This window comes from Cellulomonas sp. P4_H4 (assembly GCF_056400865.1).
Window position 1 is genome coordinate 1,133,557 of sequence record NZ_JBFUKL010000001.1, and the last position, 21,056, is coordinate 1,154,612.

The window sequence follows — 21,056 nt, forward strand, 5'->3', positions numbered from 1 at the left end:
CGATTAGCGTTTGGGCGGCCGATCGTCGTAAACTCTCCGAGCGCCCGCAAGGGTGTGGTGGCCCGTCACGGCGGGCTACGGGGCTGTGGCGCAGCTGGTAGCGCACCTGCATGGCATGCAGGGGGTCAGGGGTTCGAATCCCCTCAGCTCCACCGAAGTTGCAGGTCACAGGCCGTTTCTCAAGTCGGAGAGGCGGCCTTTTGGCTTGCGGTGGACACGAATTGGACCTCTGCGCGGCGGTCTGGACAGCGCATCGTTGCTGCTGAGGGGCGCAGAGTCCGGAACTAGAACCCCATGTGGCGCAGGGAATTCGAGTCCCGGGGTCTGAAGGTCGCGGGGAGCCGTGGCGTTGACGAACCGGCGCGCCGATGCAAGCCTCGCAATGTGGCTCTGCTTGTGATGGTCGTCGCGGCCGCGCTCCTGGGTGCGTGGGTCCACCTGTGGTGGCTGATCGCCTTGCCCCTCGCCGCACTCTGCGGCGTCGCCGCGGTCATGGCGATGCCGGGAGCCCACGTCGACCCCGAGAACCCACGTGTCTTCCTCGCAGTCACCTGCGAGGTAGCTCTTGCGGCGGGGATCGCGCTACGGCAGGGACGGCATCGCCGTCCTGCCACGGCCGGAGAGCACCAGGTGTCGGCGGAGGTGGTAACAGCCGACGGCCGACTGCTGCGAGCCAGTTCGGCGGAGAATGTCGACCTCTACCGGGCTCCACGAGCGGGCCGGGGCAGTTTCGGCTTGGTCACGTCGGGAACGGGGTGAGTCTCCGTGTCGGTGGGCTGGGACGTGGTCGTCGTCGGAGGCGGCGCTGCCGGATGCGTGCTCGCCGGTCGCCTGAGCGAAGATTCTTCCCGGCGGGTGCTGCTGCTCGAGGCTGGCCCGGACTATCGAGTGGATCCGCCCGACGACGTCCGTGACGGCCGCCGGGCGACGATGGGGCACGACTGGGGCTACACGGAGGTGCCCGGCCCCGACGGGGCCGTTCGTCGCCTCCCACGCGGACGGCTGCTGGGCGGGTGCTCGTCGACCAACGCGACGTTCGCCCTGCGGGGTCACCCTGGCGACTACGACGCCTGGGCGCTGGCGGGCAACCCGGGATGGTCGTTCGCCGACGTGCTCCCCGATTTCGTCCGGCTGGAGACCGACTCGGACCACGGCTCGGAGTCCTGGCACGGGGAGCGCGGGCCTGTGCCGATCCGCCGATACAGCGACGGCGAGCTGACCGACGTCGCGTGGGCTGGAGAGGAGGCACTGCGGGACCTTGGCTGCGCGCAGGTCCCGGACCTCAACGCCCCGGGGGCCGTCGGCGCGGGCAGGATTCCAACGAACTGCGTCGACGGGGTTCGCGTGAGCACGGCGATCGCCTACCTGCCGCGCGAAGGGGAGAGGGCCAACCTCACCGTCACCTGCGGCGCCGAGGCACGCGACGTGCTGTTCGAGGACGACCGGGTCGCGGGGGTCAGGCTGCTGTCGGGGGAGATCGTCTACGCCGACCGGATCGTGCTCTGCGGTGGCACCTACGGCACGCCTGTGCTGCTCATGCGGTCCGGGATCGGTCCGGCGGAACAGCTGCTGGCCGTGGGTGTCCGGCCGCGAGTCGACCTGCCGGGGGTCGGCGCGAACCTGGCTGACCACCCGGTCGTGTCGGTAGACCTGCGCCATCCAGGGCCCGTCGACTCGGTCCCGGTCTTCCAGGTCGCGGCCACGACCCGGAGCGACGGCGCGGACCCGGCCGGTCCACCCGACCTGCAGCACATGGTCGGTGGGCCGTACCTCGACGACGGAACGGCGGCCTTCTTCGTCGGGACGGCACTGCTCAAGCCGCTGTCGCGGGGCAGCATCCGGCTGACCAGCGACGACCCCGAGACGGCCCCGCTCATCGACCTCGGTTACTTTCGCGAGCCGACGGATCTCGACCGCCTCGCGGACGGGTTCGGGCAGGCGTGGGATGCCTGCCGACAAGGAGCCATCTCCCGCCTCTCGGGCGGGGTAGAGCTGCGGCCCGGTCACAACGTTCGGCGGGGCGACCGAGCTGCACTGCGAGAGTGGATCCGGCGGGCAGTGTGGACCTACCACCACCCCGTCGGCACCTGCGCGATGGGGCCGGACGCCGCAGAGGGCGCGGTCGTCGACGCTACCGGGAGGGTCCATGGTGTGTCCGGATTGTCGGTGGTCGACGCGTCGGTGATGCCCGACATCCCGTCGGCGAACACCCATCTGCCCACGATCATGATCGCCGAGCACCTCGCCACTCGGTTCGACGACTGAGTGGTCCTCGACGGCTGTGCCGAGCGCCCCTCGGTTCTGGAAGGAGGTGGGGAGTCCACCTCCGCGGCCGGATGTGAAGTGGGTCGCGACGGCTTCAACTGGCTGTCTAGAGCCGTGGCTGGTCCCCAGAAGACCCTGTCGGTGTCGCCGTCTAGAGAGTGTGTGTGTCTCTGCCCTGCTTCGCGGCCACCTGCGGGTACCGCCAGCCGCAGGGATGTCGCGCGGTGTGCACACACTCGGTGCACACATCGCGCGACGATCAACCGTCAGTGAGGTCGTCAGAGTCCAGCGCAGACGCCTGGGTCTGCCTGGTCAGTCCTCGAGGAGTCGCCCAGAGGCACGCGCGGGAACGTGACGTAGAGGATGTAGGGGACCGTGCCGGTGTTGATGACTTGATCAACTTCGCCAGGCCGCTCGACGAACGCCTGCCCCGCGCTGTACGTCGTGGTCTCGCAGTCCTTGCCGACCGGTGAGTAGACGGTGAGCGAACCCTGCTTGACGACGATGATCGCGCCGCCCGGATGCGAGTGCCAGCCGGAGGACCCACCCGGCTCGACCGTGATCTGCGCCATCACGATGTCGCTGCCGAACTGGAGCGGAATGGTCCCATGTGACGTGTTGGTGCCGCGCGCCAGGGGGACGTTCGTCAGCCCTGACGGCGGCGTGGCCGCTGCAGTTGCGACGGTCACCGCCGTGGCCACGCCTGCGAATACCACGCTCCACATTGTCCAACGGGCGGCTCGCTTCCTTCCTCCTCCAGACATCGGTCGTTCAGCCGGGTCGCTGATAAGCCCGGTGGTCGTTCTGGGCAGCGGACTATTCATTTCCCTGGTTCCTTTCGAGGTTGATCTACCGGATATCGGGACTTACGCTTTCCTGCTCGGATCAGAGACGGATGACCACGTCTGGCTCGGATGGCCACCGTCTGTGCGACCGTGTCGAGGCTCTGTCCAGGCGTTCTCCAGTCGGCGTTCTCGGAGCCTCCGTGCGTGCTCGTGGGTGGCGTTAGCTACGTCGACATTGGCCGCATGTGCGCCCTCACTTTCGCCATGTGCTTTGTTGACGATGAAGGGGATCCTCTTGCCACCACGTGTCCATGCCCTGTCGAAGCACCCACGTCAGCCGGGGTCGGTCTTGGCCCCGCCGCAAGGGTCGGGGGACTCGACAGCGGGTTGGTGCCGGCGATCCGCGTACCGGCCGGTGACGCGTGCGGACTGCCGAACGCAACGCCTGGTGGCTGCACCGCCTCCACATTCGTGCCCTCGGAGTTGACGACAGCGATCAATGATTCGTCCGGGAGCTGGTCGTAAGGTTCGAAAGTGATTTGACCATTCTGGTGGGTTGGGTTCGCAGTGGCCGCATGCGGTGCCACGCTGGCAGCAGCGCGGTGCCACCCTCCGTCACTCCTACGTGCGCCCTTGCACATGGGGACTCCCAGCTAATACGCCACCAGCAACATAGACACCTGAGGTATAGGTGCGAGCGGCGTAATCAGACCGTCCTCGCGTGCCGGCAGCGTTGTCAACGCCAATTACGCACGAACGCCAACCTGCGGAAGCATGACGTGACGGCTGAGGTGGTCAGTGACGATCACAGCCCTCGTGCGTTGCCTCTCGCAGCGCATCTGGCAGAAGCGCGATCACCAGTCACGCGCAGCGGTCACTCGTGCACCCACGCTGGAATCGAGCAATCAGTCGGAGCCCGCGGCCACGATCTCGCCGTCGGCGACCACCCAGTGGATGACATACGTTCCGCCGCCGTCGTTGTGTTCACAGCTGAAGGAGTAGCCCTCGGCGGCCGGTACCCGAGGGTCCACGTTGGGCCACACACCCTCGCCGTGTGACACGCACTTGATCGCGGTGAATTGGTCACCGGCATCCATCCGCTCTTTGAACATCTGGGTCTCCTCCGGGTCTGCCGCTCCGGCACCGTCGGGGTCGTAGTTGCCCGCGCTACGCGCCGCAACCCAGCGCTCGAGGTCACCAGAGTTGAATGCGGCGTATGCCTCGTCGATGACGGCCAATGCTGCTGCCTCCTCCGCCGACAGGGTGCCGACGGCCGAGCTGGGCGGAGCGCTGGCGGTACCGGTCGACCCGCCGGGTTCGGCGTCGGTGGAGCCGTTTGTGCAGCCGGCGAACAGCAGTGCCAGGCAGGCGGCTCCAGTGGGGACGGCGAGCTGTGATCGCTTCATGAGGGTTTCCTCTCGGTGTTGGGTTGGACCGTTCCGGATCCGTCCTCGCACCGGCCGGTATCGGCGCGCCTCCGCGGTGGTATCGCCGCGGTATCGCGCCTGTTGACACGGGTATCGGGCAGCACGAGAGTCGCCGTGTGGGCGTCTCCGTCCTGGGTCCGCTGGAGATCGATGGCCTGGCGCGTGAGCCGGGTCGTCGGGACCGCGTCGTCCTCGCGGCCCTGGTCGTCGCGTCTGGTGACTCGTTGTCGAAAGAGGTGCTGGCTGACGCGCTGTGGGGCGAGACACGGCCGGCCTCCTGGGCGAAGGTGCTCCAGGGGTGCGTCGTGCGGCTGCGCAAGCTGCTGGGGGGCGCGGCGATCGAGTCCGGCGACTTCGGCTATCGCCTGGCGCTGACCGAGCTCGAGCTCGACAGCGCGCGGTTCGAGCGCGGCCTTCAGCGGGCCAGGGAGGCGCTGGCCGGCGACGACCCGGATCGTGCCGCGTACCTGGCCGGCGAAGCGTTGGATCTGTGGCGGGGGCGAGCCTTGCCGGATCTGGACGAGTGGGAGCCGGGCCGAGTGCGTGCCGGGCAGCTCGACGGGTTGCGTATGGACGCCGAGGAGCTGTTCGTGGAGGCGCACCTCGCCGCGGGGCGGGCCGCGTCGGTGCTGGAGGAGGCGCGTGGACTGGTTGCCCGTGCCCCGTTCCGGGAGCGGCGCTGGGTGCTTCTCGCGACCGCGCTTCACCACTCAGGTCGGCAAGCAGAGGCGATGGCCGCTCTACAACGTGCCCGCGCGATGCTGGCCGATGAGCTCGGCATGGATCCGAGTCGAGAGCTCGCGGACCTCGAGGTGCTCCTGCTGCGTCAGGACCCGTCGCTCACGCCGAGGCTGGGGCGGGAGATCAGCCGGGTCTGCCCCTACCAGGGTCTTCTCGCCTACGACGCCATGGACGGGGACTTGTTCTTCGGCCGTGACGACGAGGTGGCAGCCGCCTTGCGGCGGTTGCGCGAGACGGGTGTCCTGGCGGTCGTCGGGCCCTCGGGGGTCGGCAAGTCCTCGCTGGTCCGCGCCGGGGTGGTGGCGACGCTGCTGCGGGGCGGTGATCGCGTCCTGGTGACGACCCCCGGCGCGCGGCCTCGCGACTCACTGGTCGGACTGGCTCCGGGCGGGCGCCAGACGCTGGTGGTGGACCAGGCCGAGGAAGCCATCACGATGTGCTCGGACCCGGTCGAACGCGCGGCGTACTTCGCGGCCGTCGCGGGACACGTCGATGCCGGCGGGCCGCTGGTGCTGTCGCTTCGGGCTGACCACCTCGGTGACCTTGCGCCGTACCCCCGCATCAGGCGGGTGATCGAGGATGGCATGCTCTTGCTCGGCCCGATGGGCGAACCTGGTTTGCGTCGGGCGATCGAGGAACCGGCGTTGCGGGTCGGGCTCCGCCTTGAGCCGGGCCTGGTTGACCTGCTGGTCCGCGAGGTACAGGGCGAACCAGCGGCTCTCCCGTTGCTCTCTCACGTTCTCCAGGAGACCTGGCAGCGCCGCGAGGGACCGACCCTGACCGTCAGCGGCTACCGGGCCACAGGAGGCGTCCGGCATGCCGTGGCCCAATCAGCTGAGACCCTCTATGAAGCGATGGACGACGCCCAGCGTGCCCGGCTGCGAAGTCTTCTGCTCCGGCTGGTACAGCGGACCGAAGGCGGCGACCCGGTCCGGGCCCGTGTCTCCCGCGCCAAGGTCGCCGGTGATGTCCAGAGCGTCGAGCTGGTCGAGCGCCTCGTAGCAGCGCGGCTGGTCACCGTCGACGGGGACAGCGTCGAGGTCGCCCACGAGGCGCTGTTCCGGGAGTGGCCGCGACTGGGCGGCTGGCTCGATGACGACGTCGACGGCCAACGCCTGTTTCGCCACCTCTCCGGTGCCGCCGACGCCTGGGCGGCACTGGGACGGCCCGACAGCGAGCTCTACCGAGGGGCCCGGCTCGACCGCGCCCTCGACTGGCGAGACCACGTCGCCCCCGATCTCGACGAGACCGAGCAGGCGTTCCTCGACGCGTCCCTGGCCCTGAACCAGAGCGAGGAACGCGCGGCCGCAGCACAGGCGGCCTACCAGCGCGTCGTCAACCGTCGGCTCCGTGGGGCGCTCAGTGCCGTCGGTGCCCTGCTCGCCGTGGCCCTGGTTGCCGGCTCCCTGGCGGTCGGCAGCGCCGACCGAGCCCGGCGCAACCAGCGCGCGGCCGAGGCCTCGGCGGCCCTGGTGGTGGGCGGCCAGCAGGGCTCTCGGGCCCTCGCCATCGAGGCACCGGCCACCTCCCTGTTGCTGGCGGTCGCGGCACTGAGGGTGGGGAGCTCGCCCCAGGCATGGGACACCCTCGGCGCGGCTCTCATGCGCAATCCGTCCTTGCTCGCTGTTCGTCAGACGAACATCTCGGCACCCGTGCCCGGCGGCTTGTCGTGGCTCCCTGACGACGACTCCCTCGCGGTCAGCGCTGACGGCGCCTTCGTCGCGGCGAGCGATCCCGTGTCAGGCGTGAAGCTGTTCGACGCGACGACCCTGCAACCTCGGGAGCTCGAGGGCGACCGACCGCACGGGGTCGTGAGTTTCTCCCCGGACAGCTCCCTCCTGGCGGCGGCCCACGATGGAAGAGACACAGAGATCGCGCAAGTGGAGTCCGAGCCGGTTGTTCTGTACGACATGCCCGAGCGCAGGCGCGCCGCCCGTCAGCTCGGCGGCTGGCCCGCGGACGCTCGCGTCCAGGAGGCTCTGGTGTTCAGCGGCGACGGACAGCGAATTGCCGCCGGCATCAACTTCTTGAATCACGGGGACTGGAGCCCGACAGGGGTGATCTCGGTGTGGGACCTCGCCCACCGCGACGAGCCGCTGTTCACCGTCCAGGTGCCACAGGTCGAACAGGTCGCCCTCAGTCCGGACGGCCGTAGCGTCTACGCCGTGGTGCGTGGCACCCAGACGTTCAGCACGTTGATCCAGGGCTTGGTCGGAACGGTGCTCGAGTACGACGTCGACTCGGGCCAGCTCGTTCGCTGGGTCTCGCCAGCTCTGCTGTCGGGGCGCGTCGCGCGGGGGGTCGACGTCAGCCCGGATGGCTCGACCCTGGCGGTCGCCACGCCCAGCCACATCCTCCGGCTCGCCACACCGACTCTGGAGATGCCCGGCCCAGCCTTGACTGGGCACTCCGACGAGATCACGGACCTGCATTTCTCCCACGACGGGACATCGTTGCTGTCCGTGTCGATGGACGGAGGCGTCATCGTCTGGAATGCGACGACGGGCGCCGAGCGCGGTCGACTGGCCCCCGGGACTGGATCGTCGGCCGCCGGATTCAGCGGTGACGACAGCACTGTCTATACGGGGACCGAGGACCTGATGAAGTGGGACCTGTCCGGTACCCGCGAGTTCTACGCGCTCGGCGCCTCCACCGCGTCCGAGCACGAGCAGCTCAGACTCGCCCACGCTGCCCCTGACGGGCGGACGGTGGCACGCCACGGGCTCGGAGGTCTGTCGTTCGTCGACGACCGCACCGGCACGACCACCAGCTCCGTCGCCCTTCTGGACGACCAGGACCTGCACAACTTCTCCCGCGACGGACGCTGGTTCCTCGCCAACTCTGACCGCGAGGAGGTGCTGCGGGTCTGGAACACCCATACAGGCCGATTGGTCGCAGAACGCCCGAAATCCAGGGAAGGCTGGCAGGCGGCCTTCGATACCACCGGGAACCGGATCTACCTCGCCGAGGACTTCCACGGCTTTCTGCTCACCCTGGATCGAACGACCTTGGAAGAGGTCGCCAAACCCGTTCTCGTGGGCTATGACGTCGCCGCGGTCCTCCCCGACCACGCGACGGGGACGGTGCTAGTGATCTACAAGAACGGGACGGCCTCGCGGTTCGACCCGTCGATCCGAGGGGCGCAGCATCCCGCCGCCGTGGGCCCACTGACCATCGCGGGGGTCGTCCCTGCACTCTCACCCGACGGCACACGCCTGATGGGCCTCGACGCCGACCGGCGAGCACGGATCATGGACCTCGACACCGGAGCCTGGCTCGCACCAGCCATGAGAGTGGACTGGGCCTCGGAGGTCACCTTCGTCTACTCACCTGACGGGACCCAGGTCGCGTCCGCGGGCCCTGACCGGATCCGGCTCTGGGACGGCCGCACCGGCGAGTACCAGGCCAGCATGCCTCTCCCCAAACGGATGCACGACGTCTCGATCGCCTACCTCCCCGACAGCAGCGGGCTCCTGGTCACCACACTCGAGGGCAGCAGCTGGACCGTCCCGACCCGAACCAGCACCTGGGTCGAGCGCGCCTGCGCCATCGCCGGACGAAACATGACCCAGGCTGAGTGGGACCAGTTCTTCCCCGGCCGCCCGTACCAGGCAACGTGCCCGCAATGACTCCGCCGAGCGTTCTGGCCAGGGTGTGAGATGTAGTGGTCGTTCACTGGCGCATCGTCGGTGCGGCGCCACGGACGGGCACCGTGTGGAGGCGTGGGACTGACGGCGGACCGCCGTTCCCGTTTGGTGTGAGGACGGGCATGGGTCTCCCGTATTGCCCGAGCCGGACGTCCATGCGGAGCACAAGAGCCATCCTGACATCAGCAACGCCGCGCCGAGATCAGCCGACAGCGGGTGCCGGGTCGTGGTCGGCGTCAATTGATTGTTGGGCCGCCGCGAGCACACTTCTTGGACCGATCTACTCGACGGCCACACGGACGACCTCGTAGCGGCGAATCCCTGTCGCGTGATGGAGGGTGGCTCAGTCCTTGAATGCACCCAGACGTCGTACGATCTGCATCTCCGCAGATCAGCGCGCGAATGTCCAGTCAGGGGGAGCGTGTGGATATCGATCTTGAAGGTGTCGGTCAGGCGGTCTCGACCGGTTCGCTGCCCGGCTGGGAACGGGTCGACGAGCTGCTCGTCGAGGCCTTTGAACACACCCGCGGTCACGACGAGGGCAACGTGGCGGACTACATTCCCGCGCTTGCGGCAGCCGATCCGACGTTGTTCGGAGTGTGCGTCGCGGAGGTTGATGGCGGCGTGCACACGGCAGGCGACGCGGGCCACGAGTTCTCGGTGCAGTCGATCTCCAAGGCGTTCGTGTACGCCCTGGTGTGCGAGACCCTCGGACACGCGGCGGTGCGAGAGCGCGTCGGCGTCAACAACACGGGCCTGGCCTTCAACTCGGTGATCGCGATCGAGCTGAACGACGGCCACCCGATGAACCCGATGGTCAACGCGGGCGCTCTGGCCACGACCGCCCTGATGGCCGGCGACACGCCGGACGAGCAGTGGGACGCGATCCGGACGGGCCTGTCCAGGTTCGCCGGGCGGACCCTGGAGCTCGACGAAGACGTGTACGCCTCCGAGGTCGCGACGAACCAGCGCAACCGCGCGATCGCGCGCCTCCTGGAGAGCTACCGGCGCATCGAGCTGGACCCTCTCAGCGTGGTGGACGTGTACACCAAGCAGTGCAGCCTGCTGGTCACGGCCAGAGACCTGGCCATCATGGGCGCCACGCTTGCCGACGGTGGGGTCAACCCCGTCACCGGTGATCGGGTCGTGTCGCCCGACGTGTGTCGGGACACCCTGGCAGTCCTCGCAGCGAACGGGCTGTACGAGCGCTCCGGTGAATGGCTGTTCGAGATCGGCATGCCGGGCAAGTCCGGCGTGGCCGGCGGGATCGTCACGGTGTCACCCGGCAAGGCCGGGATCGGCACCTTCTCGCCGCTGCTCGACCCCGCCGGGAACAGCGTGCGCGGCCAGCGCGCGACCGCCTACCTGTCACGCGTGCTCGGGCTGAACGTCTTCGCCTCGGCCGCCCACCAGCACGAAGAAGGGCCCGGCGCATGACCTCCTCCACACCGACCGCTACGTCCCCAAGCGCGCAGGTCCGAACGTCGTGGGTCCCCATGATCGGACTGTTCCTTGCCCAGGTCCTGATGTCCTTCAACGTGGCCGCGCTCCCGGTATCGATCGGCGGCATGGTCGACGAGTTCGGGGTACCGCCCACCGCCGTCAGCACGGCCATCGTGACCTACGGGCTGGCCGTCGCCGCACTGGTGATGGTCGGCGCGAAGCTCGGCCAGCGCATCGGATGGATCATCGCCTTCCGCATCGTCGTCGTCGCGTTCGCGGTCTCCGCGCTCATGATGATCACCGCCCCGACGATCGCCTGGGTCATCGCCGCCCAAGCCATCGCCGGCGCGTCCGCGGCGATCATCGTGCCCTCACTCGTCGCCCTGATCGCCGAGAACTACCACGGTCCCCAACAAGCCACCGCGATCGGCTCGCTCGGATCGGCGCGAGCGATCTCCGGAGTCAGCGCCTTCTTCATCGGCGGCGCACTGGGCACGCTCATCGGCTGGCGACCCATCTTCGCGATCGTCCTCGGGCTCGCCATCGCCGTCTTCGCCCTGAGCTTCCGGCTGCGCTCGGACCGCGGCAACGACCAGATCAAGATCGACGTCGTGGCCGCCGTACTCATCGGCACCGCGATCGTGATGCTCACCCTCGGGTTCAACAACCTCAACACGTGGGGCATCCTGCTCGCTCGCGACAGCGCACCCTTTGACATCCTCGGGCTCTCCCCCGCACCCGTGATGATCGTGGTCGGCGTGGCACTCGGACAGGCGTTCTTCGTCTGGAGCCGGCGCCGCACCGAGTCCGGCCGGATGCCCCTGGTCAGCCTGTCCATCCTCGGCTCCTCGCGCGAGCGCGCGGCCGTGTACGCGATGTTCGTGGTGGTCGCGCTCGAGGCCGCGCTGAACTTCACCGTCCCGCTCTACATCCAGATCGTCCAAGGCCGCACCCCGTTCGACACCGCACTGGCGATGATGCCGTTCAACCTCACCGTCTTCATCACCGCCACCCTCGTGGTGCGGACCTACGGGCGCTTCCCACCACGGACCATCGGCGTCTTCTCCTTCACTCTCACGACCATCGCCCTGGTCTGGCTGGCATTCGTCGTCAACAACAACTGGGAGACGCTGCCCACCATCCTCGGCCTGATCGTGTTCGGGATCGGGCAGGGCGCCTTGGTCACCCTCGTGTTCAACGTGCTCGTCACCTCCGCCCCCAAGGAGCTCGCCGGTGACGTCGGGTCCATCCGAGGGACCACCCAGAACCTCGCCTCAGCCGTCGGCACCGCCTTCTCAGGGGCCCTCCTGGTCACGCTGCTGACCCTGAACATCGGGCAGGCCGTCGCGAGCAGCGTCGCGCTGCCGCCCGCGCTCGTCGCCCAGGTCGACCTGGACAACACCAACTTCATCAGCAACGACCAGCTCCGCGACATCCTGGTCGAGACCGATGCGACCCCCGAGCAGGTCGACGAAGCGGTCCAGATCAACACCGACGCCCGACTCCGCACGCTCAAGCTCGCGCTCCTGGTCCTCGCCGGGCTCAGCCTCATCGCGATCGCCCCCGCCAGCCGACTGCCCCGCTACCGACCCCACGAGATCCCCGACCCCAGCCCGGAACCCGCACCGTCGGGCTCAAAGGCCTGAGCACGCTCCCCGGCTGGGCTCGTTCCACCACCACCTCGCCGGCGCCGACGGGCTTACAGAGTGATCGCCGGAAATGCTCACGAGGCGACCCGGTGAGCGGCGAGGCCCGGAGAGAGACCGCCGAAGCGCGCGGAACGGATTCCAGCCCGGGCGCGCCCCAGCGGCGACGAACCAGCGGCAACGCGGTCCATCCGCCAGGCCGTCACCAATGAACCTAGCCAACATCTCACCGCCAGCCACGGGTCGTTGGGCCCTTGCGTGGCGTTGCTGGAAGTCCATCCGTCTATGCGGTTCGCGTGAGCTTCCTCCTCGGAGACGCCCTACGTCGGCTGCGACGGTGATTCACGGGTTCAAGGGTTCGAATCCCCTGAGCTCCACCGAAGTTGCAGGTCCGAGGCCGTTTCTCCAGTCGGAGAGGCGGTCGCTTGGCTTGCGGTGGACGCAAGTCGGACACTCTAGGTCGCGGTCTCGAGAGTGTGTCTCTGCCCTGCTTGGCGGCATCTGCGGGCACCGCCAGCCGCAGGGATGTCGCGCGATGCGTGCACACACTCGGTGCGCTGTGCCTACTCACCGAGCGCGCCGCGGCAGCGCCTCGAGCCAAGGACGGTCGCCGTCAACTCAGTGGGGTCTGCTGCACACCGAGCACCTCTGACCCCGGGTGGTGGACCCGTTCGGTGAGCTCATGCTCTCGTCTGGCGCCGGGAGGGCAGCGACTCGGCGTCCCCGTGGGCCTTCCGCAGGACTCCGATCGTGAGCAGGGCGAGCGGTGCGTTGACCAACCCTGGTGCACCGACCCACAGGGACTGGGTGGACGCTGCGTACGCGCCCCAGATCACCGCGTTCAGGACCAGCAGGACCTGCGAGGTCACGGACACCGCGCGGAGGCGGTCCGGGTCGCCCCGGCTGTGCCAGACCAACACGGCCTGGGGCCACCAGAGCACCAGGGAGACGGCCGAGCCAGCGAGTCCGGCGATCTCGGCGAACGCGATCACGGTGGGCCCCCGCGTGGCTCCGATCCCCAGCGCGCCTCGCAGCACGGGGCGGATTCGACCGCCGCGGCACCGGGGTCGTGGTCCCCGCCCGACGCGGCCGCGGAGGACCGCCGTGCCGTCCTCTGTGATGACTCCATGGGATCCTCCAAACGCCTTCCTCGCTCCACCATCGCGGCGCGGCGCGTCCGGTCGCATCGGGAGAATCACGCAGATCTGCCGAAGTGTCATGGGTCATCTGTCGGACCTGTGCAGGGGCGCAGTTCGGCTAGTCACCGTGGTGGAGTCGATCACCCGGTTTCGTGATGTGACGGGACGGCGCGCCTGTCAGGCGAGCCCGTTCTCGAACGCGAACGCGGCGGCGGCCGTCCGGGACGCGACGCCCAGCTTCGTGTAGATGTTCGACAGGTGCCGCGCGACGGTCTTGTCGCTCAGCACGAGCGCGGCGGCGATCTCCGAGTTGCTGCGGCCGCTCGTCACCAGCCGGAGCACCTCGACCTCGCGTTCGGTCAGTCCCGCGGGACGACTCGGATGCACGAGCCGGAGCACGTCGCGTTCCGCCGGCGCCGCCCCGAGACCCTGAAACACGCGTCGTGCCTGGCCGAGCTCCGCGACAGCCGAGTCGCCGTCGCCCAGATCCCGCAGGGCGCGTCCGAGGAGCACCTGGCAGCGTGCGGCGTCGTACGGGGCGTCGAGCGACCGCCACTGCGCCACGGCGCTGCGAGCCTCCAGGGCGGCCGCGCCAGGCTCTCCCGCGCTGAGAAGACAACTCGCTCGCGCCTGGTGAGCGGCTGCCGACAGCGCCGCACACCTGAACGCCTCGGCGATCGCGGCCAGCTCGTCGGCGACGGCCTGCGCCTCCTGGACCTCGCCGGTCGCGAGCAGCACCTCGACCGAGCCGGCGAGCAGCTGGGAACGGTGGACCGGGTCCCGCGGCTCGGCCAGCAGCCGGTGGACGGCGTTGGTTGCCGCCCCGGTGCGGCCCCGCGCGAGCCACAGCAGCGCCAGCCCCGGCTGCGACTCGTACCCGAAGCCGGTCGCCCGTTCGTAGTCAGTCTCGGCCGCGTCGAGGTCACCACAGATGCGATGCAGGTTGCCGGCCTCGGCCAGGGCCAGTCCCGCGGCCGCCGGCGTCCCGGAATCGAGGTACCTCCGTACAGCGCGGTCGAACTCCTCGAGCGCCGCACGGAAGGCGCCACGGATCCCCATCATCTGCCCGCGGTGGATCGCGCACTGACCCGTGAAGGGGACCAGGCCGGGCTGCTCCTCGATCCACCCGGTGAGTGCGCTGGTCCACTCGGCGGCGCGCCCGTAGTCGGAGACCTCCTGGCACGCCTCGATGAGCGAGCAGTACACGTGCCCCGCGATGATGGGGGAGACCTCGCCCATCGAGATGCCGATCATCGCCTCGTCCAGCAGTGACATGCCCTCCGGCACGCGGCCCGCGTACATCAGCATCCGGCCTTGTGCGTTGAGCCCTTGGGCGAGCAGGTCGGCGTTGCTGAACCTCCGCCCGTACTCGGTGATCTCCACGGCCAGCTTCGACGCCGGCTCGAACTCGCCCGCGTAGATGTGGCGCATCATCACGGGCATCAGGACGTATCCACGCTCCACGACGTCGCCGGGAACCTGTTCCAGCAGCCGCCGGCAGCGCCCGACCCATCCGGCCCCGACGGCGGACTCGCCGCTCTCCAGCAGAACCATGGAGAGCCAGAATCCCACTCGGACCGCGGGTACGGTCTCGCCGGCGTCGATGTGCGCCTTGTAGGCCCGTTGCAGGGCCTGGACGCAGTCGTTCTGCCGGCCCAGCAGGTAGGCCGCAGTCGCCAGCCGTCCGAAGTCCTGGGCGTCGAGGGCGGAGTCGTCGGCGTCCGAGAGCGCGTCGTACGCCGCCACCCACTCGCGGCGCTCATAGGCCTCCCGTGCTCGTTCCAGATCGTCGATCAGTCCCACGGCGCACCACCCTCACTTGATGCTAGGACGTGCGCGCACGAGCCGTCAGGCAGCCGAGAACGCGTCGGCCCTCTCGGCGATCCGGCACGCGACGTACTCCGCGTCACGCCCCACGCCCACCAGCACCATGGAGCTGAAGGCGTACTGGAAGGCGAGGCCGCAGAAGAACATCCCGGGCGCCTTCTCGACGACGCCGCGGTACTCCTCGGGCCATCCGTCCGGACCGAATACCGGAACCGTGATCCAGTCGAAGACCTGCTGGAAGCCGGTGCACCAGATCACCGTCGAGGCGGGGATCACCCGGCCGTCGTCCAGCACCGGTCTCCCGTCCTCGACGCCCGCGACCCGCAGGGTGATTCGTTCGACGCCACGCCGCGCGAGGTCCTCCCGCTTGACCCGCGTCATCGGTCCGCCGTGGTGCCGGACCTCGTCGAGCGCCTTGCGTCCCATGGGCGTCCGCCGGGTGAGCACGTGCTGCCACGCGAGGACGACCACGGGGAACCCGAGCCGAAGAGCCCTCCGGTCCCACCGGAAGGGGATCTGTCCGCAGTCCCGCCCAACCAGCGTGGTGGGCAGGTGCTCGGCCACCTCGTAGGCGATGTCGCACCCCGAGTGCGAGGCGCCCACGACGAGCACCGGACCCGCGGAGATCTGCGACGGACGCTGGTACTCGCACGAGTGCAGCTGCTGGATGGACGGGTCGAGGTCGGCGGCGAAGGCCGGGACGTACGGCGTCCGTCCGAACGTGCCCGTGGCCACGACCACGTTGTCGCAGGTGATCGTGTCCTCGCCGAGCACGGCGCGGTAGCCACCCTCGGCCCGAGCCTCGAGCCGGCCGACGCGGGTGCTCGTCCGCACCGGGAGGTCGTGGTGGATCGCGTACTTCTCCAGGTAGTCCGCGACCTCGTCCTTTCCGGGGAACGACCAGGGCGCCGCCGGCCAGCTGAGGCCGGGGAGCGCGTCGTACCTCGCCGGGCTGTAGAGCCTCAGCGTGTCCCAGTGTCGGCGCCAGCCGTCGCCGACGCGTTGTTCGCCGTCGACGATCAGGAACGGGCGGCCGAGCCGCTGCAGGTGGTAGCCCGTGGCGAGGCCGGACTGGCCGGCACCGATCACCAGGGTCTCGATGTGCTGGGTGGTGGTCATGACGTGCTCCCGTCGTTGCTGGTCGGCAGCACGTTAAGAGCGCGGGACCGGGCATCGCGTCGGCACGATTGCGCATCTTCCCCGTTCCGGACTGGGAAGAATCACGCACACCGCCTTCGCAGTCGTGCCAGACCGTTCGGCGATGGCCAGCCTAGGCACCCGACTTCCCGGCGAGGGCCTTCTCCGCTAGCTCCGAGCCGCCACTGCTCATTCCCCGAACAGCGGCGCCAGCTCGGCCCATCGCTCGGCCCGGCAGTAGACGGGCACGAGGTCACGCGGTGCTGCCCGTGACACGACCGCCGCGCCGGAGTGCTCGGTCCCGGTCCACACGTCGACCCAGCGGCCCTGCGGCAGATAGGTCGACCACGTGCTCTTGCCGGGCTCGGTGACCGGGTGCACGAGCAGGTCGTCCCCGAGGAGGAACTCGCCGGGCCACTGCCAGACGGTCGGGTCGTCGGGCCAGTCGAAGAACAGGGCGCGCATCAGAGGGCGGTCGTGCGCGATCGTCCGCGCGGCCTGCTCGGCGAGGTAGGGCACGAGCCGTTCGCGGAGCAGGGCGTACCGGCGGAACACCGCAACCACGTCGGGATCGTCGTTGGTCTCCGCGACGAACCACGGTGTCCGGTCGCGCAGCGGAAGGCGGTGGTGGTTGAACTCCGAGTGGTACTGCATGACCGGCATGAAGGTGGCGGCGGCCGTCGCGCGCAGGTAGAGCTCTGCATCAGGGACGGGGCCGGAGAAGCCCGCGAGGTCCCAGCCCCAGTAGACGATCCCGCAGGCGGAGGCGGTGATCCCTGCCGTGATCGAGTGCCCGAAGGCGTCCCAGGTCGAGTCCTCGTCCCCGGCCCAGAACACCCCGTGCGCCTGGGACCCGGCGAACCCCGAGCGCGAGAACGTCACGGGTGCCTTGCCGTGCGCGCGCAGGAGGTCGCCGAACGCCCGGGCGTAGTGCACGGGATAGAGGTTGTTGCCTTCGTCGCCCCGTCGGCCGTCGGCGTAGCGCAGGTCGTGGCCCCAGGCGTGCTCGCCGCCGTCGGTCTTGAAGCCGTCGACGTCGAGGTCTGCGACCAGGTAGCGGCGCTTGGCGGTCCACCAGTCGCGCCCCTGCTGGGTGGACAGGTCGGCCATGAGCGCTTGCGGGAACCACCAGCCACGGTTGTGGTACACGCTGCCGTCGGCTTCCCGGACGGCGTGCCCAGCGGCGACCATCGCGCGACCGTCCGCGAGGACCTGGCTGTCCGCGGGAACGTCGGGGCCGAGGTCGAACTCCGTCTTCTGCAGGGGGATCTGCCAGAGGATCACCTTGACGCCCCGCTGGTGCAGCTCGTCGATCATCGCCTTGGGGTCGGGCCAGGCGCCCTCGGGCGGGTAGCTGAAGTCGGCCGCGTCGTGCGGTGCGCCGTCGGGGTGCAGGAGGTACTGGGCGTCGCGGAACATCGTGATCCCTTCCTCGTCGCTCCACGCCTCGATGACGACGACGCCGACGGGGATGTCCAGGTCGCGGTGGCTGTCCATGCGTGCCATGACGATGTTCTGCGAGTTCCACTCGTTGCCCGAGGCCCACAGTCGGAACACCCATGCCGGCAGCTCCTCCGCGCGGCCGACGTCGTCGCCGAACTGCCGCAGCACCTCGTGCGGGGCGCCGCGGTACAGCGCGACCTCCAGGCGCTCCTGCGTGGCGCCCCCGAGGTCGACCTCGACCACGAGCCGGTCCGGCGTGGAGGCCCCGACGTCGAACCAGGCGCGACGGGAGGAGCGGACGTGCAGGCCCCAGCCCGTCGACCCCTCCCCGACGACGTGCGCGAACGGCATCGGCAGGTAGGTCCTGCCGTGCGCGCCCTGCGACTTGTACTGCTCGAAGACGACCGAGTCGAGCATCCTCCCGCGCTGGTCCACGTGGTCGAAGCGCTCGCCGAACCCGACGACGTGCTCGCGAGCGTCGAGCCGGAGCGCGAACCGGACGCGGTGGACACCCTCCATGTCGCGGAACCACTGCACCGACCCGGGGACGAGCCGGCCGTCGTCCCAGCCGTTGATGTCGAGCGTTCCGCCGTCGTCCGACCATGACCCGGGCGAGACCTCGAACCACGCGGTCGTCCGGTCCTCGCCGCGCTCCGTCCGGGCGACGAACCGGTAGCGATAGGTCCCGACGGCGCTCAGCGGAGGCGAATCCACCGCCCAGGCGCCGTCGGCCTCGAGCTGTGCCGCCTGCGCCTCGGCGAGGTGCCCGTCGCCGCCCGCCTGGGCCGCCTTGTCGGCGGCGGAGAGCGTCGATGGCCGCAGCGCGAGCGGTGTCACCGTGCCGTCCGGGGTCTGCCACTCGCACGTCACCGTCGACACGTCGGGGGAGGCGACGACGCCCAGCCGCACGGACCGGCCCTGCTCGGGACGGACGGGCAGCCGCTGGTCGGCCGACGCCGCGTACGGGTGCTCGAGCCCGAACGGGCGGTGGGTGATCAGGTCAGTCGTCATCGTCCGGCGCCTTCCGGCAGGAGGCCGAGCTCGTCGGCGAGGATCAGGAGCATGCCGTGGGACCACAGCAGCGGGGTGGCCACCGGTCCCCATCGCGTCAGCCACTCGTCGCGCTGGTCGGGGGCCAGGAGGTCGTCGGGGACCTGCTCGGGAAGGTCGCCGTCGGCGGTCGCGTGGTCGACGACCCACGTGAGGTGACGCAGGGCGCCCTCCCGGTCACCTGCGGCGGCGAGGTTCCAGCCGACGAGGCAGGACAGCAGCAGCCACTGGCCGCCGCCGTAGAAGACGTCGGCGCGGAAGCGGTGGACGCCGCCGTCGACGTCGAGGTCCCGGGTGATGGCGTCGAGGGTCGCGACTGCGACGGGTGACCCGGGCGCGACGACGCCGAAGGGGACCACGGCTGAGGCGAGCGAGGCGTCGACCGCCGTCGACCCGATCCACTTGGCGAGATGCGGTGCGGCCGGGTCGCCTGCTCGACCCGACGTCATGCCGTCGGTGAGCGCGAGCTGCCCGGCGGCGTGGCCGGCAGCCCGGGCCGCCTCCACGCGGTCGTCGTCGAGCAGTCCCGCGTCGGCGATCGCGAGGAGGCCACCGCGCAGCGCCGCGAGCGTCGAGACGTGGCGGTGCTCGACGTGCTCCTCCCACCAGTCGTAGCACGGCAGCGCCCAGAAGCAGGTGAGGTAGTCGACGGCTACCTCGACGCCGGCGCGCCAGCGCTCGAGGGGCCGGTCGTGACGGCGGGCGTGCTCGACGAGGGACCACAGCCACGTCCCGTAGCCGTCGGTCTGGAAGTCCCACCACGGGTCCGAGCCCGCGGCGCCCTCGAACGTGAACCGGGTCGGGAGCATCCGGTCGAGCGGGATCTCTTCACCGGTAGCGGCCGCGGCGCGGAGCTCGGCCACCTGGTCCGACCGGGAGGCGAGAACGCCCGCGACCCAGTCGTGGAACCGGTCGGCCGAGTCGACGTCGCCGAACCGTGAGATCCCCTCGGCTGTGAAGGCGCCGTCGCGGAGCCAGGCGTAGCCGGCATAGGCGGAGAAGGTCGGCGAGGCCGGGTAGGCGCCGCCGGCATCCTGCTGGCCGGTGATGATCTCGTGGCTGCGGCGGACCAGGCGCTCGAGGGTGGTCCGGTCGACGGTCGTGCTCATGGGTGATCTCGCTGTCCTTCGTCGGGCGTGGCTGTCGGAGGCGGAACAGGTGGGGCCGGCGCGACGACCGACCCCACCTGCCGGCTCAGCCGAGCAGGGCGTCCACGCGGTCCTGCGCGTCCTTGAGGGCCTGGTCGACGGACTTGCGCCCGGCGGCTGCGTTGCCCAGCTCCTCGGTGACGATGTCCTGCATCTCCTGCTGCGACTCGATGACGGGCGGCAGCACGACCGCGTCCAGCGAGTCGAACACGGCCTGCCGGTTCGCCGGCGGAGTGACGTCGAGGTACGACTGCACCTTGGCCTCGTCGGCGATCGCGGGAAGCTCCCACGACGACTTGAGGCGCGTGTCGACCATCGCGTCCGAGCTCGTCAGGAACTCGATCCACTTCTGCGCGGCCTCCTTCTGCTTGCTCTTCGAGGACACGGCGACACCGTTGGTGAACAGGGCGGACGCCTTCTGGGTGTTGCCGGGCTCGACGACGATGTCCCAGTCGAGGTCCGCGGCCTCCCCGACCGAGCTGAAGTTCCAGATGCCGTTCACCCACATCGCGAGCTTGCCCGCCTTGAACAGGTTGGCGTCGTAGTCGGGCGTCCCCGCACCGTCGGCCTCGGTCGGCATCGTGGTCCCCGACTTCTGGACCAGCCAGGTCGCGGCCTCGACGCCCTCCGGGCTGGAGAACGTCGCCTTGGTCTTGTCGGCGTTGAAGAACTCGCCGCCCGACTGGGCCAGCGCCTTGTAGAACTCGTAGAACGAGATCGGCTGGTAGTTGCCCCAGACGCCCGCGTCCTTGTTGGTGAGCTTCTCCGCCGCCGCCTGTACGTCGGCCCACGTCCAGTCGCCCGTGGGGGTGGGGATCCCGGCCGCGTCGAACAGACCCTTGTTGTAGTAGAGGACGACGTTGGAGAACGACTCGGGCAGACCGAGCTGCGTGCCGTCCTGGCTGAAGGCGTCGAGCAGCGACGGCTTGTAGACCGACGAGTCGACGTCCGTCAGCTCGGCGAGCGACCCGTTGCTCGCGTACGTCACGAAGTTCTCGTAGTTGAGCTCGAACGCGTCGGACTCCGTACCGCCCGCGACGGCGGTCTGCAGCTTGGTGAAGTAGTCGTCATAGGGGACCGTCTCCACCTTGACCGTGATCGTGGGGTTCTCGGCCTCGAAGGCGTCGACGATCGCGGTGAGGTCCTCCTCGTGGCCGCCGTTGGCCGAGAAGTTCATGTACGAGACGGTGACGGGTGCGTCGCTGCTGCCGTCGCCGGCCCGCGAGTCGTTGGTGGCCGACCCTTGGCTGCAGGCGGTGAGGGTCACCGCGAGAGCGGCTCCGGTCACCAGGGTCCAGGCTGCCCGCTTCGGTCGCTTGATCGTGCTGCGCTGCATGATGCGTTTCCTTTCGAGTCGG

The 21,056-nt window shown here is 69.6% G+C and carries 12 protein-coding genes and 1 tRNA gene; 5 read left to right on the plus strand and 8 right to left on the minus strand.

Annotated elements, in window-relative coordinates:
* Nucleotides 1–79 precede the first annotated feature (79 nt).
* Both AC1DPN_RS05445 and AC1DPN_RS05450 read left to right on the plus strand, forming a co-directional pair.
* Nucleotides 80–152: transfer RNA gene (locus AC1DPN_RS05445), tRNA-Ala, on the plus strand.
* A 613-nt stretch (nt 153–765) separates the two neighbouring features.
* On the plus strand, nt 766–2,265 hold the full coding sequence (locus AC1DPN_RS05450) for a GMC family oxidoreductase (RefSeq protein ID WP_477083671.1): 1,500 nt from the start codon (nt 766–768) through the stop codon (nt 2,263–2,265).
* Nucleotides 2,266–2,543: 278 nt separating this feature from the next.
* On the opposite strand, the gene AC1DPN_RS05455 is transcribed toward AC1DPN_RS05450, so the two are convergent.
* On the minus strand, nt 2,544–2,981 hold the full coding sequence (locus tag AC1DPN_RS05455) for a cupin domain-containing protein (protein WP_477083672.1): 438 nt from the start codon (nt 2,979–2,981) through the stop codon (nt 2,544–2,546).
* Nucleotides 2,982–3,955: 974 nt separating this feature from the next.
* On the minus strand, nt 3,956–4,456 hold the full coding sequence (locus tag AC1DPN_RS05460; protein WP_477083673.1) for a hypothetical protein: 501 nt from the start codon (nt 4,454–4,456) through the stop codon (nt 3,956–3,958).
* A 137-nt stretch (nt 4,457–4,593) separates the two neighbouring features.
* Between AC1DPN_RS05460 and AC1DPN_RS05465 the strand changes: the two genes are divergently transcribed.
* The 3 genes from AC1DPN_RS05465 (at nt 4,594) to AC1DPN_RS05475 (ending at nt 11,954) form a co-directional block, all read left to right on the plus strand.
* Nucleotides 4,594–8,847 (plus strand): nSTAND1 domain-containing NTPase, encoded by a 4,254-nt coding sequence (locus AC1DPN_RS05465; protein WP_477083674.1) that lies wholly within the window; start codon nt 4,594–4,596, stop codon nt 8,845–8,847.
* A gap of 420 nt (nt 8,848–9,267) precedes the next feature.
* Nucleotides 9,268–10,302, plus strand: a complete 1,035-nt coding sequence (gene glsA / locus AC1DPN_RS05470) for a glutaminase A (RefSeq protein ID WP_477083675.1) — start codon at nt 9,268–9,270, stop codon at nt 10,300–10,302.
* A gap of 59 nt (nt 10,303–10,361) precedes the next feature.
* A complete protein-coding gene (locus tag AC1DPN_RS05475) occupies nt 10,362–11,954 on the plus strand; it encodes an MFS transporter (RefSeq protein WP_477083676.1) in 1,593 nt (530 codons plus the stop codon).
* A gap of 680 nt (nt 11,955–12,634) precedes the next feature.
* Here AC1DPN_RS05475 and AC1DPN_RS05480 read toward each other — a convergent pair.
* From AC1DPN_RS05480 to AC1DPN_RS05505, 6 genes are all read right to left on the minus strand, one after another.
* Complete coding sequence (locus AC1DPN_RS05480; RefSeq protein WP_477083677.1) at nt 12,635–12,991, minus strand: hypothetical protein; 357 nt, start codon at nt 12,989–12,991, stop codon at nt 12,635–12,637.
* A 279-nt stretch (nt 12,992–13,270) separates the two neighbouring features.
* Nucleotides 13,271–14,896, minus strand: a complete 1,626-nt coding sequence (locus tag AC1DPN_RS05485) for a helix-turn-helix transcriptional regulator (RefSeq protein WP_477083678.1) — start codon at nt 14,894–14,896, stop codon at nt 13,271–13,273.
* A 45-nt stretch (nt 14,897–14,941) separates the two neighbouring features.
* Nucleotides 14,942–16,039 carry a flavin-containing monooxygenase gene (locus AC1DPN_RS05490; protein ID WP_477083679.1) on the minus strand — a complete coding sequence of 366 codons (1,098 nt, stop codon included), beginning with the start codon at nt 16,037–16,039 and terminating at the stop codon, nt 14,942–14,944.
* 207 nt (nt 16,040–16,246) lie between these two features.
* Nucleotides 16,247–18,511: a glycoside hydrolase family 31 protein gene (locus AC1DPN_RS05495; RefSeq protein ID WP_477083680.1), complete on the minus strand. Its 2,265-nt coding sequence runs from the start codon at nt 18,509–18,511 to the stop codon at nt 16,247–16,249.
* Nucleotides 18,508–19,659 (minus strand): glycoside hydrolase family 15 protein, encoded by a 1,152-nt coding sequence (locus tag AC1DPN_RS05500; RefSeq protein ID WP_477083681.1) that lies wholly within the window; start codon nt 19,657–19,659, stop codon nt 18,508–18,510. Before AC1DPN_RS05500 ends, AC1DPN_RS05495 begins: the two co-directional genes overlap by 4 nt.
* Nucleotides 19,660–19,744: 85 nt before the next feature.
* Complete coding sequence (locus tag AC1DPN_RS05505; RefSeq protein WP_477083682.1) at nt 19,745–21,034, minus strand: ABC transporter substrate-binding protein; 1,290 nt, start codon at nt 21,032–21,034, stop codon at nt 19,745–19,747.
* Nucleotides 21,035–21,056: the final 22 nt, after the last annotated feature.

Bases quoted from the DNA above. Each gene is read 5' to 3' on its own strand.
- AC1DPN_RS05460 (WP_477083673.1), bottom strand. From the start codon at position 4,456: ATGAAGCGATCACAGCTCGCCGTCCCCACTGGAGCCGCCTGCCTGGCA.
- glsA (WP_477083675.1), top strand. From the start codon at position 9,268: ATGTCCAGTCAGGGGGAGCGTGTGGATATCGATCTTGAAGGTGTCGGT.
- AC1DPN_RS05475 (WP_477083676.1), top strand. From the start codon at position 10,362: ATGATCGGACTGTTCCTTGCCCAGGTCCTGATGTCCTTCAACGTGGCC.
- AC1DPN_RS05490 (WP_477083679.1), bottom strand. From the start codon at position 16,039: ATGACCACCACCCAGCACATCGAGACCCTGGTGATCGGTGCCGGCCAG.
- AC1DPN_RS05495 (WP_477083680.1), bottom strand. From the start codon at position 18,511: ATGACGACTGACCTGATCACCCACCGCCCGTTCGGGCTCGAGCACCCG.
- AC1DPN_RS05500 (WP_477083681.1), bottom strand. From the start codon at position 19,659: ATGAGCACGACCGTCGACCGGACCACCCTCGAGCGCCTGGTCCGCCGC.
- AC1DPN_RS05505 (WP_477083682.1), bottom strand. From the start codon at position 21,034: ATGCAGCGCAGCACGATCAAGCGACCGAAGCGGGCAGCCTGGACCCTG.